General features: G+C 44.4%; 15 protein-coding genes. 10 read left to right on the top strand and 5 right to left on the bottom strand.

Annotation, left to right across the window (positions count from 1 at the left end):
* The first annotated feature begins 52 nt into the window (after positions 1-52).
* The 6 genes from ACZ5ZC_RS15880 to ACZ5ZC_RS15855 all read left to right on the top strand — a co-directional run bounded on the left by ACZ5ZC_RS15880 (position 53) and on the right by ACZ5ZC_RS15855 (position 6865).
* Positions 53-337 carry an LcrG family type III secretion system chaperone gene (locus ACZ5ZC_RS15880; protein WP_054867031.1) on the top strand — a complete coding sequence of 95 codons (285 nt, stop codon included), beginning with the start codon at positions 53-55 and terminating at the stop codon, positions 335-337.
* Positions 338-347: 10 nt separating this feature from the next.
* Entirely contained in the window at positions 348-2171 is a 1824-nt protein-coding gene (locus tag ACZ5ZC_RS15875; protein WP_464932096.1) for a virulence-associated V antigen, read from the top strand.
* Positions 2172-2183: 12 nt separating this feature from the next.
* Positions 2184-2669, top strand: coding sequence for a SycD/LcrH family type III secretion system chaperone VcrH (vcrH, locus tag ACZ5ZC_RS15870; RefSeq protein WP_054867032.1), 486 nt, complete (start codon positions 2184-2186; stop codon positions 2667-2669).
* A 7-nt stretch (positions 2670-2676) separates the two neighbouring features.
* Positions 2677-3819 (top strand): type III secretion system translocon subunit VopB, encoded by a 1143-nt coding sequence (gene vopB, locus ACZ5ZC_RS15865; protein WP_054867033.1) that lies wholly within the window; start codon positions 2677-2679, stop codon positions 3817-3819.
* Between the two features lie 10 nt (positions 3820-3829).
* Positions 3830-4834, top strand: a complete 1005-nt coding sequence (vopD, locus tag ACZ5ZC_RS15860; RefSeq protein ID WP_054867034.1) for a type III secretion system translocon subunit VopD — start codon at positions 3830-3832, stop codon at positions 4832-4834.
* A gap of 1059 nt (positions 4835-5893) precedes the next feature.
* Positions 5894-6865: a TAXI family TRAP transporter solute-binding subunit gene (locus tag ACZ5ZC_RS15855; protein WP_006741544.1), complete on the top strand. Its 972-nt coding sequence runs from the start codon at positions 5894-5896 to the stop codon at positions 6863-6865.
* Between the two features lie 305 nt (positions 6866-7170).
* Here ACZ5ZC_RS15855 and ACZ5ZC_RS15850 read toward each other — a convergent pair whose 3' ends face one another.
* From ACZ5ZC_RS15850 to ACZ5ZC_RS15830, 5 genes are all read right to left on the bottom strand, one after another.
* Positions 7171-7941 carry a sulfite exporter TauE/SafE family protein gene (locus tag ACZ5ZC_RS15850; protein WP_005395076.1) on the bottom strand — a complete coding sequence of 257 codons (771 nt, stop codon included), beginning with the start codon at positions 7939-7941 and terminating at the stop codon, positions 7171-7173.
* Between the two features lie 81 nt (positions 7942-8022).
* Positions 8023-8538 (bottom strand): P-loop NTPase family protein, encoded by a 516-nt coding sequence (locus ACZ5ZC_RS15845; protein WP_065646435.1) that lies wholly within the window; start codon positions 8536-8538, stop codon positions 8023-8025.
* A gap of 277 nt (positions 8539-8815) precedes the next feature.
* Positions 8816-10342, bottom strand: coding sequence for a tripartite tricarboxylate transporter permease (locus tag ACZ5ZC_RS15840; protein ID WP_048626439.1), 1527 nt, complete (start codon positions 10340-10342; stop codon positions 8816-8818).
* Positions 10343-10361: 19 nt separating this feature from the next.
* Positions 10362-10856, bottom strand: a complete 495-nt coding sequence (locus ACZ5ZC_RS15835; RefSeq protein WP_048626438.1) for a tripartite tricarboxylate transporter TctB family protein — start codon at positions 10854-10856, stop codon at positions 10362-10364.
* A 239-nt stretch (positions 10857-11095) separates the two neighbouring features.
* Entirely contained in the window at positions 11096-12067 is a 972-nt protein-coding gene (locus ACZ5ZC_RS15830; RefSeq protein WP_005395072.1) for a tripartite tricarboxylate transporter substrate binding protein, read from the bottom strand.
* A 259-nt stretch (positions 12068-12326) separates the two neighbouring features.
* Here ACZ5ZC_RS15830 and ACZ5ZC_RS15825 point away from each other — a divergent pair, with 259 nt between their 5' ends.
* From ACZ5ZC_RS15825 to prpC, 4 genes are all read left to right on the top strand, one after another.
* The gene (locus ACZ5ZC_RS15825) at positions 12327-12725 is read left to right on the top strand and encodes a GFA family protein (RefSeq protein ID WP_053807462.1); all 399 of its coding nucleotides are present in this window, start codon (positions 12327-12329) and stop codon (positions 12723-12725) included.
* A 265-nt stretch (positions 12726-12990) separates the two neighbouring features.
* Entirely contained in the window at positions 12991-13704 is a 714-nt protein-coding gene (locus tag ACZ5ZC_RS15820) for a GntR family transcriptional regulator (protein ID WP_005395069.1), read from the top strand.
* Positions 13705-13716: 12 nt separating this feature from the next.
* Positions 13717-14613: a methylisocitrate lyase gene (gene prpB / locus ACZ5ZC_RS15815; RefSeq protein WP_176319610.1), complete on the top strand. Its 897-nt coding sequence runs from the start codon at positions 13717-13719 to the stop codon at positions 14611-14613.
* Positions 14614-14743: 130 nt separating this feature from the next.
* Positions 14744-15886: a bifunctional 2-methylcitrate synthase/citrate synthase gene (prpC, locus tag ACZ5ZC_RS15810; protein ID WP_464932095.1), complete on the top strand. Its 1143-nt coding sequence runs from the start codon at positions 14744-14746 to the stop codon at positions 15884-15886.
* Positions 15887-15964 lie beyond the last annotated feature (78 nt).

Genomic DNA, 15964 nt, shown 5'->3' with positions numbered 1-15964 from the left:
GACTGTTACTGACAGCACCGATGAGATGACCCGCTTTAAGATAGGAATCAAGATGAAGCAACCGTTTACCGATGCGATTGAGAACGCTGAGCTTGCCATTAGAAAAGCTGAAGACAGAACCGATATTTTTAACGAGCTATTGGAAGGCTTAGGTGTTGGTCCTGTTGCGGGTGATGTTTTACTTGGCGGCATAAAAGCGCCAGTAAATACCATGAAACGTGCAGAGCAAGAGCTAATAGACGAAGTCCAGCGCCGCCGGCAACAACAAAATCAGCTACAAGGTACGTCAGGTAAACGTAGAAAGCGTCCCACAGTGATGCGCGGCATGATGATTTAGAGGTTTGGAAATGACGAATATGAAAACGACTGGCTCTACGACAGGAGCAACAGACACAGCTGCAAGTAGTGCACCATTACCCACTTTCCAACAAAACTTGATAGAGGCATTTACCCCTGTACTGGGTGAAGCAGAGACTCAGCAACTTGCCTCTCTAATCTCTTCATTGCCAACTATCTCGGGACAAACGGAATCACAAAGCATCGCGCTTTATGTTGATACACTTGAAAACCTAAAAGCGAAAAATAACGCATTTGCTGATATATCATTGATCGACACCGCATCTGTTTGGATAAAGTCGCTACAAAGTGCTAACTTAGATGGCGAATTAACCGCAGCCGAGTTCAATGCTCAAACAAACCAAACACTATCAAATCAGTTTCAAGCTTGGTTTAGTAAGTTACTGACGGAAAGCGTAGATAGCTCGTTATCTACGGAGTTTGTTAGTCAATTTAATTTGGGGACTCAGAGTAACCAAGCGGAGCAGATCGCTAACCTCTCCGAGACAGAACTGGTTAATGCCACCAAAGAAATTTCTCTTTTTGTTGCAGAGCTTGCTAATCAAATGGGCTCCCGTGAAGTGAGAGATGCTTCTATTTCTTTTCTTCGCAATGCCTTTAGTGGTTTAGGTTCCGTTAATCTCGCGCAACTGAAGAGCTCGGACTTTCTGTTGACTAAAGAGAGTTTCGCTCTTCAAGTCTCAGCTCAATTAAAAAGTAGTTTTCAAGGCATCGGTATTACTTTAAGCACCGATGACGCAAGTGCGCTAGCTAACAGAATTACCTGGACTCCTGGTATTTCTAAACAGCAGCTTAAAGAAGCGTTAGATGAAATGGCCGCTCAAGTGAAAGGCCAATATAGCGCAGCTTATGGAGATGCGGCTGGAACAAACAACCTAAAAGCAGCACTTAATACTGTCATTGGCGGAACCGAACCTTTGACTCTTTCTGGCTTGTTCGCCAACTTCGCCGTGAGTTTAACAAAGATAGAAATCGACAACTTTTACCAAGACAGCGCGATAGACGATGTCCAAAAGACACAAATAACGGCAGCTCAAGTTAATTTGATCAAAGAAAACACCGAACGAGACATCCGATTACAGTTTGAAAAAATAGTAAAAGGTGAATCTACCGGGGCTTCGTTTACCGAGCGGTATGAGGCATTGCGCAAGAACTTAGGGGCATTGAAAGAGCGTCTACTCAATATCACCGATAAAGAGAAAGCGGATCGCGAGGTGAGAGCAGAGCACTCTCTAACGGCTCGTGATTTGTTGGCCGTTGTTGAGTCTAGCATTGGAGACCGTTTTGATGAGCGCGTGCTGTTTGCCTTAAACGAGCGTCGCGTAAATCGCTTAGAAAAACGTAACGAGCAAAAGGAAGCACTGCAAGATTTAACCGTGCAACTAAAAATCTTTGGTGTTGTTCAGTCGAAAATTCACTCTACGCAAAGTGTTGATGGAGTTTATAAACCGGGAGATCCAGAAAGTAACTTCAAAGCGAGTGACTTTAACTACAGCAATCAAACGGATTTCGAAGCTTCACCTGAGTACAAGTATTTGACGGATAATAAGATAACAAACCATCGAGACTTCCTTCAAAAACAAGGTATTACTATCGGTGATGGTGCGTCGTACCAAGACGAAGAGAAGTCGAAAAAACTGTCTAATTTTTCTAGTTCTGTCAGTGCTAAATCCAAGTTGCTTAACGATGAAGTGCAAATCAAAACCACTGAGCTGAACGACACCAGTTCTCAATACAACTCTACCGTTGAAGCGATGAACAAGTTTGTTCAGAAGTACCACAGTATTTTACAAGAAATCCTACGAGCCATTTAAGGATAACCAACCATGACTAAAACAAACGCGACCGATCCATCCCAAATGCAAGCAGAAGAGCTGCTGTCTTTTCTGGAAGAGGGAGGCACGCTAAAAATGTTGCACGATGTGTCTCAGGACACCATCGAACACATTTATGCCGTAGGTTACAACTTTTTCCAATCGGGAAAGATTGAGCAAGCAGCGAAAGTATTTCAATTACTCAGCATGCTTGATCATTATCAGGCGCGATTTTTCATTGGCCTTGGCGCGGCTCGTCAGGAGTTGGGTGAGTATCTGCAGGCAATAGACGCCTACAGCTACGCAGCGCTAGTGGACGTAAATGATCCACGCCCACCTTTTCACTCTGCTGAATGTCACCTGAAACTGGAACAACTGACAGAAGCAGAGAGTGGGTTTTACAGCGCGAAGGAGATGTCTGCCGGAAAATCACAATATACAGATTTGCATGAGCGTGCAGGCATCATGTTAGAAGCGGTGAGAAATAAAAAGGAGTAATTAGACTATGAGTTCTATTGCACTTGACCGCATCCAGACACAGGTTTATAGCCCTGAATCTGGCCAAACCACGTTAGATAACGTGCAGAAAACGGCGTCTACAGCGACGCCTTCTGTGACGGTAGAAAACGTGAAGAGTAAAGATGCAGATGTACTGAACACTGGAAAAGTGAAAGTTCAGTTAGATGCACCTAACGCAGCTGTTAGCGACAAAGTGAATGATTTGACGCTAAAAGCCATGGCACAGCTGCAAAAGATCGTCGATACCATTGCAAAATCTCTCCATGCAGTTGCAGATCAAACAGGTTCGATTGCAGTCAAAATCATCGCAGGTTCTGCTGATGATTTTGAAGTAGAGCTTGCTGCTATCACGGATAAACTGAAAAGTGCTCAAAACGAGCTGAAAATTCAGGAAGTGAAGGTCGCAAAAGCTAAGCACGAAAAAGAGATGGTGGAAAACCAAGACAAAATCAAAGAATCGGAAGCCGCTGCAAAAGAAGCCCAAAAATCAGGCTTAGCAGCGAAGATCTTTGGTTGGATCAGTGCGGTGGTTTCTATTGTTGTTGGTGCTGTGATGGTGGCAACGGGTGTTGGTGCCGCAGCCGGTGCGCTTATGATCGCTGGTGGCGTCATGGGAGCTGTGAGCATGGCGCTGCAAGAGCCAGCCGTTCAAGATGCGCTAAAAGAAGCGGGCGTAAATGTCGATGTGCTAAACAAAGTGGTGATGGGGTTAGAAATTGCTGTCGCCCTTATCGGCGCAGCCGTGACTTTCGGTGGCGCGGTGGCTGGCAGTATTGCGAAAGTAGCGAACATGGCTTCTAAAGTAGCGGACATGGGCTCAAAAGCTGCGACAACAACAGCGAAAGCGATTCGTTATGGCGCAGAAACCGTCGATATTGCCGTCAACGTGGGTAAAGGCGCAACAGACAGTGTCCATGCTGCTAACAATGCTCACGTAACTGAGATTCAGGCAGATATCACGGACCTTCGCGCCAAAATGACCTTAAGCCAGGCCGTCATCGACAAGCTTAAAGAAGAAATTGGCAAGTTGATGGAAGATTTCCAAGAGCTGATGAGCGTCATCATGCAAATGATCCAAGCGAAAAGTGAAACCATGCAAACGGTGTTAAGCCGTCCTGCAACGGTATAAGGAGTTTATTATGCTAGATAAAGTAGGCGGAACGGGACGCGGCGAACTGTATGGTTTAGGCGACACTATAAAAACAAACAAAGCAGAAAAAGCACCAGAAACAAAGCTTGAAGCGGGCGCTATTAAAAGCCAAAGTGAATCAGGTGTTTATGGTGGAGCGCGCCACCAATTAGATGCACCTAAAGCACCAGCGGTGAGCAACCAAGCTCAAGTTGTTGCAAACTTAATGAACGCTCTTGCACCGACGGTCAGTTCGCTAATGAGTACAACAATGAAAGCGCTTAACGGTGAAGAGGTGATCAAGTCACCATCAGATGCGGTATCACAATCGTTGACGCTATTAACATTGTTGTATCAAGTATCAAAGCTGAGCCGTGAGCAGCAAGTGCTACAACGTGAAATTGCTGTTGAAGCAAACGTCGCGAGTTTAGAAAGCCAAGCGGCAGAACTAAACAACTCGGCAAGTGCGATGATCGCGATGGCAGTCGTTTCGGGTGTATTAGCGGGTGCTACCGCAATTATTGGTGCCCTTGGTTCTTTCAAAGCAGGGAAAGAAATCAAGAATGAAATGGCGAGCAATAATGTACTGAAAACGCAAAAAGCAGGCTTTGAACAAGCAGAAGAGTTGATGAATAACAATGGATTATCTAAAACTCAGCAAGATCAGGTTAAGCGTGCGCACTCACTAGCAAAAGACAATATCGCGGACACGACAGCACAGCTGACAAGTGGTGGCCGTAAGTTCGATAAGCTGATGAGTTCAAACCAAGCGAAGAACGCCATTCTTCAAGCTTTGGGCCAGATGGCAAACTCTGCATCGAATGTAGAGCAAACCAAAGCGCAAGCGCGCAGCAAAGATGATGAAGTGCAAGCGACTCGCGCACAAGCAGCCAAACAGAAAGCCGATGAAAACATTGGTTTCCAAGAAGGCTTATTGAAAGAACTACGTGACTTGTTCCGCTCTATCTCAGATAGTCAGAACCAAGCGTGGCGAGCGTCAGTCCCAACGGTGTAACCGTCCATCTTACTAACTACAAAGCGTTGTTTATACAACGCTTTTTTTGTTTCAGTTATCTAAGCTAACAACTAGATATTGATACTTACTGAGGAATTGTTTTGTAACACAATATAACGTAGTTAGGGATTTGCTCTATCCCACTTCCTTAATAATCATCAATAATTTAATTACCTTGCTAAAAGAGATTTATCTTGCATCGAAGTTGTTGTTTTTGTTGAACTCAGCTCAAAGTTATCACTCCATAGTGGCTTTGTTGCATAAAATTGAGTTAGAGTGTCATTATTACTCACAAAAAGTGTTTTTTGTAGTGGGAGTACTTAAAAGGAAAATATGGCGGTTCGACTGGTGAGTATTTGGGAACAGAATTATATAAAACTCAACTTAATAAGTAGTCGAAGATGGAAGATATCAGTTTAGCATCAGATTTAGTTATTTATCTGACTACGGTTGGAATTTTAGGTATATTCACTTGGGTTTTGTTTGTTATTTATTTGAAATCCAACTGGTTGAAGTATCTTGAAGATACTCTTGATAATGGAGTCCGATACTACACTCTGAATATATTCTTATCAGGTCAAGGTGTCCTACAATATGGCACTGTCTTTCTGAGCAAGTTTCATGCGAAACGGTATAAAATGCTAGAGAAGAGAGATAAAGTTCCAAAGCATATTAAACGATTATTTGTTCTCTCTTTCGTCTTGTTTATTTCAAGTGCCTCATGTCTTTTGTCTGGAGTTATAATTCATCATATTAATATAGAGTAAAGGTTGTTTAACAAGATTATTGTAATTGACCTGATTGTTTCTATTTAATAGATAATTTCGAATAGATATGTCTGTCTAAACATTTCATAAATGAAAAATTTTAAAAAGATTTAATTTTCTATGCGATACGGGTTGCGCTTACATCTTATATAGAGCCTTGTATGATGGCAGAATATGCTGATAAAAATGGTGATTGCTAAGCCAATCTGCAAGGATGAGAACTCAAACGTTATCAAATTGTTAACGGTTGCTATACTTAAACGGTCATCAACACAGGTAAAAAGGATGTTCAATGTTTAAGTTTAAGCAAATCGCACTTGCTGCTTCTTTAGCGGCACTCACAACTGGCTTTTCTGCGTCTGCGGAAGAAACGTTTGTCACGATTGGTACTGGTGGCGTAACAGGGGTTTATTATCCGACTGGTGGAGCAATTTGTCGCTTGGTTAACAAATCGCGAGAAGATCACGGTATCCGTTGTTCGGTAGAAAGTACTGGGGGATCGATTTATAACATCAACACTATTCGTGCTGGTGAATTGGATCTCGGTATCGCTCAATCAGACTGGCAGTATCATGCTTACAAAGGAACCAGTAAGTTTAAGGAAAGCGGGCCTTTTAAAGAACTACGCGCCGTATTCTCCGTTCATCCAGAACCGTTCACTGTCGTTGCACGTAAAGACGCGAACATCAAAACTTTTGATGATTTGAAAGGTAAGCGCGTCAACATTGGTAACCCTGGCTCAGGTCAACGAGGCACCATGGAAGTGTTAATGAGCCAGTATGGCTGGAGTAACGATGACTTTAAGCTTGTGTCTGAGTTAAAAGCAGCAGAGCAATCAAAAGCACTTTGTGATAACAAAATTGATGCGATGATTTATACCGTTGGTCACCCAAGTGGAGCGATTAAAGAAGCCACTACGTCGTGTGATAGTAATATCGTAACGGTAGCTGGACCTAATGTAGAAAAATTGGTTGCAGACAATAGCTTCTACCGTGTCGCAAATGTACCGGGTGGTATGTATCGTGGCACAGATAGTGATGTTCAAACCTTTGGTGTGGGTGCGACGTTTGTTTCCTCTACTGCTGTACCAGAAGATGTGGTTTATAACGTGGTTAAAGCGGTATTTGAAAACTTCGATGATTTCCGCCGTCTCCACCCAGCGTTTGCGAACTTGAAGAAAGAGGAAATGGTAAAAGACGGTTTATCTGCGCCTCTTCACCCAGGTGCGCTCAAATACTACAAAGAAGTAGGGCTGATTAAGTAACCGTTACTTTCTCTTCTTATTGATGTAAAACGCCATCTTTCTCGATTAATGCCACTCGTTTAACAGCGAGTGGCATATTTCTATCTCTCGTCATCCTGTACAGCGACGGAGGAGCGTGATACAGGATCTTCTATCCGAGCCCTTTATGGTCAAAATTGTTTCATTAGCCGCTCAGCGTACTGCTATTAGATACCTAGTCACGCCAAGGCTCGCTGGAATGACACAAAAACATCGTTAAGCGATCAGCATTAATCTTTCGCGATGGCGTTTTTTGTTGGGGTGTTATCTACTTGTGCAAGTTTTACTTAAGCATAAACATCAATGAAAAAGTAGATAGTGATCAGAATAGAAGAAAGAGCAACAAACCCTTTAACATGATTGGGATTAAGTTGACGAGATACACGAGCGGCAAGATAACCACCCACCAACGTACCGACCAAAACAACGCTACCTGTGCGCCAGTCAATGGAACCATTCGCAACAAATATCACGATAGCAATGAGTGAAACACACGTAGATACCAGCAATTTCAAACCGTTCATTAAATTAATGTCTTGGTGACCCGCTACTACCAGATAACTCAGAACAATAACCCCTAAACCTGCGTTGAAAAAACCACCGTAAGCAGAGACACCAACAAGTAATAGACCCAAAGCGATTGCTCCGAGTATTCCTGCGTGTTTGTGCTCTTTCGCGACAGTTTTGATAAGCATTGTTAAACGAGAACCAGTCAAGAAAAGCACGGTGGCAAACAATAGTAGCCAAGGAATGGCTTCCAAAAATAGCGATTCTGGTGTGTTGAGCAGCAGATATGCTCCGACAGCGCCACCTACTAAACTGAATGAGACTGTGAACAACAGTTCTTGCTTGTTCTTCATGATCTCTTCTCTGAAGCCAACGGCTCCGCTAATGTACCCTGCACATGAAGCATAAGTATTTGTTGCGTTGGCCATAATTGGAGGCACACCAACCGCCAATAGGGCCGGAAAAGTAATAAAGCTTCCGCCTCCCGCAATGGAGTTAATGATCCCACCAACTACGCCGGCAACGAATAAAAGCGCTAGTTCTAAAAGCATAAACAATCCTTGTTATGTTCTTTTTCATTGTTAGAGCTTTAGATGGCCCATCCCACATGCTCTAGTGTTCTGATATGAAGTTTACTTTACCCGCTCTAAAACAAAATTGTTCAGTTCTGTGACGTTTTTGATGACATGAACGGTTTTACTTTGAGAGTACCCTTCGAGACGAGACATAAAGTCATCATTCCAGAATGCAGGGCATTGCTGAAGAACTTTGTAGCTTTGTAATGTCCCTTTCAATACCGAACTGCCATCAGGCCAACCTTCGGGTTTAATGAATAGCCCTTTAAGGAGACGTTTCGTCACAAACCAATAGCTTGCGGAGTATGGTAGATCAATATAAACGAGAGTATCGGCTGCATCTAAACGAGCATTAAAAGAGCTGATAGGCCCCAGACCATCTATAATCCAACGATCTGAGCTAAGTATATTGCTATGTGCTTCATCAAAAACGTTACGCTCAACGGGCTCACCGTTTGGTTTATAGACTATTGAATCTAATTGATGAAGAGGGAGACCGGTAGCAGACGCGATTGCTTTACTTACCGTCGATTTTCCACTGCCGGGTTTACCAAAAACTGCTATTTTTTGCATGTGACCGTCTCCAAGAGAGTATTCCCCATACGGTAGAAACAGAAAACCCACCGCTATGGGTGGGTTCGATAAATATTGAGCGCATCAAATATCCCACCATTCCTATGGAATGATGATAATTCGTTGGTTAAGTTGTGCTAAGTGTGTATTCATGCAACTACTCTTATATATAGGCGATGACTTGTCAATATTGTTTTGCTTAATAAGTGAACGATTTGATAGGAGAAAGAAAAGCCATCGCGATGGATGGCTTTATCTAGGTTGTAAGAGACAGTTATTACTGCTCAACGCTCACTGGTTGTGCTTTAAACTTTTGAATCAGCTTTACGATTAGTGGACTTGCCAGTACCAATACGGCCAAAACAGTAAAGGTAAGGGTAATAGGGCGCTCCCATAGGAAACTCAATTCGCCGTCTGAAATCATTAATGCGCGGCGTAAGTTCTCTTCCATTAATCCCCCAAGGATGAAACCCAGCAATAAAGGCGCAAGTGGGAAGTTAGCGAGTCGAAGTGCAATGGCAGCCATAGCGACAATCAGCATCACGAACACATCCATGGTATTGAATGAGACCAAATAAACTCCGGTGATTGAGAAGAATAAAATCATCGGCAGAAGTACCGTTCTAGGCACCGCCAAAAGCTTTGAGATGTACGGAATCAACGGTAAGTTCAGGATCACGAGTACGATGTTGCCGAAGTACATGGAAATGATCACCGACCAGAACACGTCTGGGTGCTCAACAAACAGGCGAGGGCCAGGCTGAATACCGTAAGCGATCAGCGCGCCGAGCATAATAGCTGTCGTACCAGAACCTGGAATGCCAAGCGTTAGCAGTGGAACAAATGAACCACTAGACGCTGCGTTGTTCGCTGACTCTGGCGCGACCAAACCACGGATACTGCCTTTACCGAACTCTTCCTTTTTCTCTTTAGGTGCGAGGTTGCGCTCCATACCATAGCTTAAAAAAGCAGCAATGGTTGCTCCTGCGCCAGGAAGAACGCCAGTGAAGAAACCTAATATTGAAGAGCGAATTGAAACAGGCGCAACATCTTTGATTTCTTCCTTGGTCACTTTCATTGAGCCAATGTTACTCAGCTTTTCCTGTTCTTCATCGCTGGTGTCTTTTGATGGTTTAAGAATGCCCATCAATGTTTCACCCAGTGCGAATGTCGCCATTGCAAGCAACAAGAAGCTAAAGCCATCCATTAAATCCGTCAAACCGAAGGTAAAGCGTTCAACGCCTACGCCTTTATCGATACCAACTGTAGATAGCATCAAACCAAGAATGGTCATCATCCATGCTTTGATGACCTGACCTTTCCCCGCAAAAGCCGCGACTGCTGATAACCCAAGCAGCATCAACGCAAAATAGTCTGACGATTGGAAGCTAAGTGAAACGCTAGCCAATGCTGGTGCTGCGACAAGTAACATAATGGCAGATAGCGTACCGCCAGTGAAAGAAGAATAAGCTGCCAAAGCTAATGCTTTACCTGCTTGGCCTTTTTGAGCCATTGGGTAGCCGTCGAATGCTGTCACCACGGTTGAAGAACAACCCGGCGCGTTAATTAAAATCGACGATGTAGAACCACCAAATACCGCACCGTAATAAACACCCGCCATCAAAATAAGGCCAGAGGAGGGCTCTAGGCCATAAGTAATTGGGATCATCAAAGCAATGGCTGAGATCGGCCCAAGCCCAGGTAACATGCCGATAAATGTACCGACGAAGCAACCAACGATCACCATCATGATGTTCATTGGCATTACTGCAGTGGATAAACCTTGTAGAATTCCATCTAACATAATTCAGTCCTTTCTTTGACTACCAGATGGTGAAAATCAAACCCGGTTCGAGGTAGATGTCCAAACCTTGAGTAAGTAATAAATAGAACGCGATCACGAATGGAAACGACGCGCCGAACAGAACGGGTTTACGTCTTTCCCCCAGCAGATAGAAGCCAGCCAATAAAAAGAAGCCAGTAGCTATAACAAAGCCTAGGTAAGTCAGGCCCACGCCGTACAGCGCCATCAAAACCAAGAAAGCGATCAGTAACTTCCAATTAAAGGTCAGCACCGCGCCACTTTGTTTATCTGGTTGTCCTGTTACCAGTAATAACAAAGAAAGGCCAGCACCAACGTAAGTCAGGATGGTTGGCAAAGTACGTGCGGTGAACGGTTCGTATTCATCACCAGGGAACAATGGAATTTGCGAGGTTTGATAACCGTAGCAAAGACAGAAGAGTAGAAAGATCATTGCGCCGACACGGTCACGACAGAGCAAATATTCTTTGGTGAAAAAGTTGGTTGAACGAGACATATTCAACTCCTAACAAAAATAAAAAAGACCGCATATGGACGTTAATGAATAAACTAAACCATTAACAATTAAGCATTTCGCTGCTAGTCGAGCTGCTTTGGGTATATAAACAAAGGAGTGTGCATGCCGATTGTCGACAATATCCATATACGGTGAAACTTAGAGTGCAAATACAGTTGGGGAAATACCAACCTCACGTTATTGGGTGAGGTTGGAATCTTAGGGACCCTGTTCGACTGTTACTTTAGGAAGCCTAACTCGCGCATTAGGTCACCCATTTGCTGCTCTTGCTCTTCAAGGAACGCGAAGAACGCTTTGTCCGCTTTGTAGTTGTCTATCCAACCATTGCGGTCACGGACGACTTGCCATTCGTCAGTGTTGTACATTTTGGTAAATGCTGCATTCCATTCATCCAGCTTTTCTTGGCTAGTACCTGGTGCAGCAAAGAATCCACGCCAGTTAGCGAAGACAGTTTCGTTACCATATTCTGTTAGCGTAGGGATGTTTGGTGCGGCTTCTAGGCGTTTTGGTGCAGTTACCGCTAGCACTTTGACTTGACCAGATTTTGACATCTCCAGTACTTCACCTAGGCCCGTAGAGAGCAGTTGAGTTTCGCCTGAAAGAAGGGCTGCCATGGCTTTACCGCCCGCATCGTAAGCGATGTAACGAACTTTACGCGCATCAAATCCTTCGCCTTTAAATGCGGCGGCAACGACGAGGTGGTCCATAGAACCACGAGCAGAGCCACCCGCAATTTTCACTTTGCGAGGGTTAGATTCAAATGCTTTTACTACGTCTTCCCAAGAATTGTATGGCGAATCAACAGAGGCTACGATGGCACCGTAATCCGCAATGGTGGCTGCAACGGGAGTGAGATCTCTAAAGGATTGAGGGAAAATACCTGTTAGAGAGCGAACGACGATCGGTGTTGAATTCACCATCAGCGTATCTTCTTGGCGATCTGCCGTTTCAATCAAGTGCGCAATGGCTTTACCGCCGCCGCCACCAGAAAGGTTTTGAAAAGATACCGTCTCAACGATGTCTGATTTGAGTAGCACATCACCTGTACCTCGTGCGGTCATGTCCCAGCCGCCACCGGCACCTCCAGGGATCAAGAAATGCATTTTTTCTACATCAGCAGCAAAAGCGTTAAATGAAAATGAAGCTGCGATGATCGATGCGGCGAGCGTTGGTTTGATTACCTTTAACATGTTCACGTTCCTTATGTTGGTGACTCTATTTTTTGATGAGTCTTATTTTTGTTTCAGCCTTTAACTCGAACTGGAGGCTGATGTATCAAAGGTTAATTAAGTGTTAAATCGATGTCTTTAAAACGTCGATAAAGAGAATATTGAGCATAACGGGTATTTTGTTCATAAAGTTCACGCTGAAAAATTGGTTGCACATCACGCGTGCGTGCTAACAATTGCGTCATAATGGAATGACATCAAACGAATAAGGAAACAGAGAATGAAAGGGACATGTTTGTGCGGCGCTATTGAAGTGATCGCAGATGCTAAGAATGAAGTGAGTCTATGCCACTGCTCGATGTGTCGAAAATGGTCGAGTGGAGCACTCCATGCTGTGCATTGTGGTCCTAACGTAACGTTTAAGGGGGCCGAGCCAAAGCGTTATCAATCGTCTGACTGGGCGGTGAGAGGTTTTTGTGGCGAATGCGGCACAAACCTTTTCTATCATTTGTTACCGACAGGCGAGTACATTCTCTCCGCTGGTTTGTTCGACAATCCAGATTTCAAACTCTCATTAGAGATCTTTACCGATGAAAAGCCCGCGTATTATGACCTCAATCCCACCTCACAAAAGATGACATCGCAGCAAGTTTTTGAGCAATTTTCACCTAAAGAATAGCCTTTTGTATCCTTAATTGTTCGACAGCTTAATTATTTTTCTTTTATATCATTATGTTAAGAGGCGTTTAGTTGTCGACAATTTGCTTTTTCCTTCGCAATTACCCCTCAATTTAGCTCGTAATAGATGATTTTCATCGATTTAAATTACGACCTTAGTCTAAATTGTCGACAATTTACTTGATTGTCGACACTTTGATCGACTATTTTATATTCAGGTTAAGAAATTGTAGACATTTTGATGTCGGTAACGTGAGTATCTGAGTATGAACTCTGAGTTGAAAACTCGTTATAAAGTACTGGGTTCTGAGAAAGAGCACACCAAGTCAGAAACACTGACAGAAACACTGATTGAAGTCATTGTGAATGGCGATGTTAAGCCTGGTCATAAAATCTCGGAGCCTGAACTGGCGAAGAAATATCAAGTCAGCCGTGGCCCTTTGCGTGAAGCATTAATGCGTTTAGAGGGGCTAGGGCTCATTGAACGTATTCCTCATGTCGGGGCTAGAGTGACCACTTTTTCTCCAGAAAAGCTGATAGAACTCTATGCGGTTCGTGAAGCGCTAGAAGGTATGGCGGCAAGGTTAGCAGCGCGACATATTACGCAAGAAGAGCTCTTGAGCTTGGAAATGCTATTGTCGACACATTCTAAGCACATCGATCAAGTGGAGGGAGCCTCTTACTTCCATCAGCATGGAGATTTTGATTTTCACTATCGCATCATCCAAGCAAGCCGAAACAGCAAGCTGATTTCTCTGTTGTGCGACGAGCTTTACCACTTGTTACGCATGTACCGCTATCAGTCACCGCGCGCGCAATCTCGTCCAAATGAAGCGCTGACTGAACACAAATTCATTCTGGAAGCCATTCGCAATCGCGATGAAGAGCTTGCAGAAATGCTGATGAGAAGACACATCTCAGGAAGTCGAAAGCTCATCCAATCGCAAATTATACATACAGAAAGTTTAGACAAAGACTAGAAGGAATTCGTCATGAGCTTAACACCGGGAGCGAAGTTCAGACTCGCCATTGAACAAAACAATCCGCTGCAAATTGTCGGCACCATTAACCCTTACTGCGCCATGATGGCGAAAAACTTGGGGCATCAAGCGATTTATTTGTCTGGCGGCGGTATTGCAAACGCGTCATACGGACTGCCGGATCTCGGTATTACAACATTGAACGACGTACTGGTCGATGTTGATCGCATCACTAACGCGTGTGATTTACCGCTATTGGTCGACATCGACACCGGTTTTGGAGGCGCATTTAATATTGCTCGCACGATCAAAGCAATGGAAAAGGCGGGTGCTGCTGCGGTTCATATGGAAGACCAAGTCGCACAGAAACGTTGTGGGCATCGTCCGAACAAAGCAATAGTCAGCCAGCAAGAGATGGTTGATCGCGTAAAAGCCGCGGTTGACGCACGCAATGATGAAAGCTTTGTGATTATGGCTCGTACTGACGCGCTAGCTGTTGAAGGCATGGACGGTGCAATTGAGCGTGCGATTGCGTGTGTGGAAGCTGGCGCAGACATGATCTTCCCAGAAGCGATGACCAAGCTGGATCAGTACCTTCAGTTCTCAAACGCACTTGAGCAAGCTACTGGAAAGCACGTTCCTATTCTGGCGAATATTACCGAGTTCGGCGCAACGCCACTGTACGGCTGCGACGAGCTTGCAAAAGCGAAAGTCGATATGGTGCTTTACCCATTAAGTGCGTTCCGTGCGATGAACAAAGCCGCTGAAACGGTTTACAAGCATTTGCTAGAAGTGGGCAATCAGGAAGCTTTGGTTGATTCAATGCAAACACGCAAAGAGTTGTATCAGCACCTGAACTACCACGATTACGAAGACAAACTTGACCAGCTATTCTCTGAAGGAAAATAGCTGGAAAAGAAAAGATAGACGGAAGCCCAAGAAAAGATAATCGGAATTTATCTAATTCAATAACGTGAAATTCGTCTGGCTAAAAAACGCTCCAAAGAGGGCAAAGCCAGACAGAAAAGGAGTTCAAACAATGTCTCAAACTGCAGAAAAAAAAGCAGAGTTAGGTGGTGCAGGCCTACGCGGTCAAAGCGCTGGAAGCACAGCTTTATGTACTGTCGGAAAAACGGGGACCGGTCTGACTTATCGCGGTTACGATATTACTGACCTTGCCAATAATGCTCAATTTGAAGAAGTTGCACATCTTCTGTTACGCGGTCACTTACCAACTCAGAAAGAACTGGATGCGTACAAGACACATCTCTTAAACCTTCGCGGCTTACCAACTGAGCTTAAGCAAGCGTTAGAGCTTATTCCTGCTACTGCTCATCCAATGGATGTGATGCGTACTGGTTGTTCTGTGTTAGGAAACCTAGAGCAGGAAATGAGCTTCGATGAGCAATTGCATTCGACGGAACGTATGCTGGCGCTTTTCCCAGCTATCATCTGCTACTGGTATCGTTTTAGTCACGATGGCGTTCGTATCGATACAGAAGATCAAACCGAAGACTGCATCGGCGGTTACTTCTTACGATTGCTTACAGATAAAGAGCCATCAGCGCTACACAAGCAAGTGATGCACTGTTCCTTAATCCTTTACGCTGAGCATGAATTCAACGCATCAACTTTTGCAGCGCGTGTTTGTGCATCAACGTTGTCAGACATTCATTCTTGTATCACGGCAGCAATCGGTACGCTTCGCGGCCCACTTCACGGCGGCGCAAACGAAGCAGCGATGGAAATGATTGAAGATTGGCAAACGCCAGACGAGGCGGAAGCGAACATCATGAAAATGCTGGCCAACAAAGACAAGATCATGGGCTTTGGCCATGCCATCTATCGCGAAAGTGATCCTCGCAACGCGTTGATTAAGCGCTGGTCGAAAGAGCTGTCACAGCAAGTCGGTGATACACATCTATATGCTGTTTCTGAGCGTGTGGAATCAGTGATGAAGCGAGAGAAAGGTCTGTTCTGTAATGCGGACTTCTTCCATGCATCGGCTTACCACTTTATGAACATTCCAACCAAGCTGTTCACACCAATTTTTGTGATGAGTCGTTTAACGGGCTGGGCGGCACACGTTTATGAGCAGCGTGCCAATAACCGCATCATTCGCCCAAGTGCTGATTACACGGGCCCAGACCATCAAGAATGGGTACCTATCGAGAATCGCTAGCGCGAAGGTCAATCAGGGCACATACGCTTTGATTGACCACCTCCTTCCTTTGTACCTCTCTCTGACAGAGTAAGGAGT

It is taken from the genome of Vibrio sp. JCM 18905 (assembly GCF_055393305.1).
Note: the sequence above shows the minus strand (reverse complement) of the source record. Positions and strands in the feature narration are given on the sequence as shown.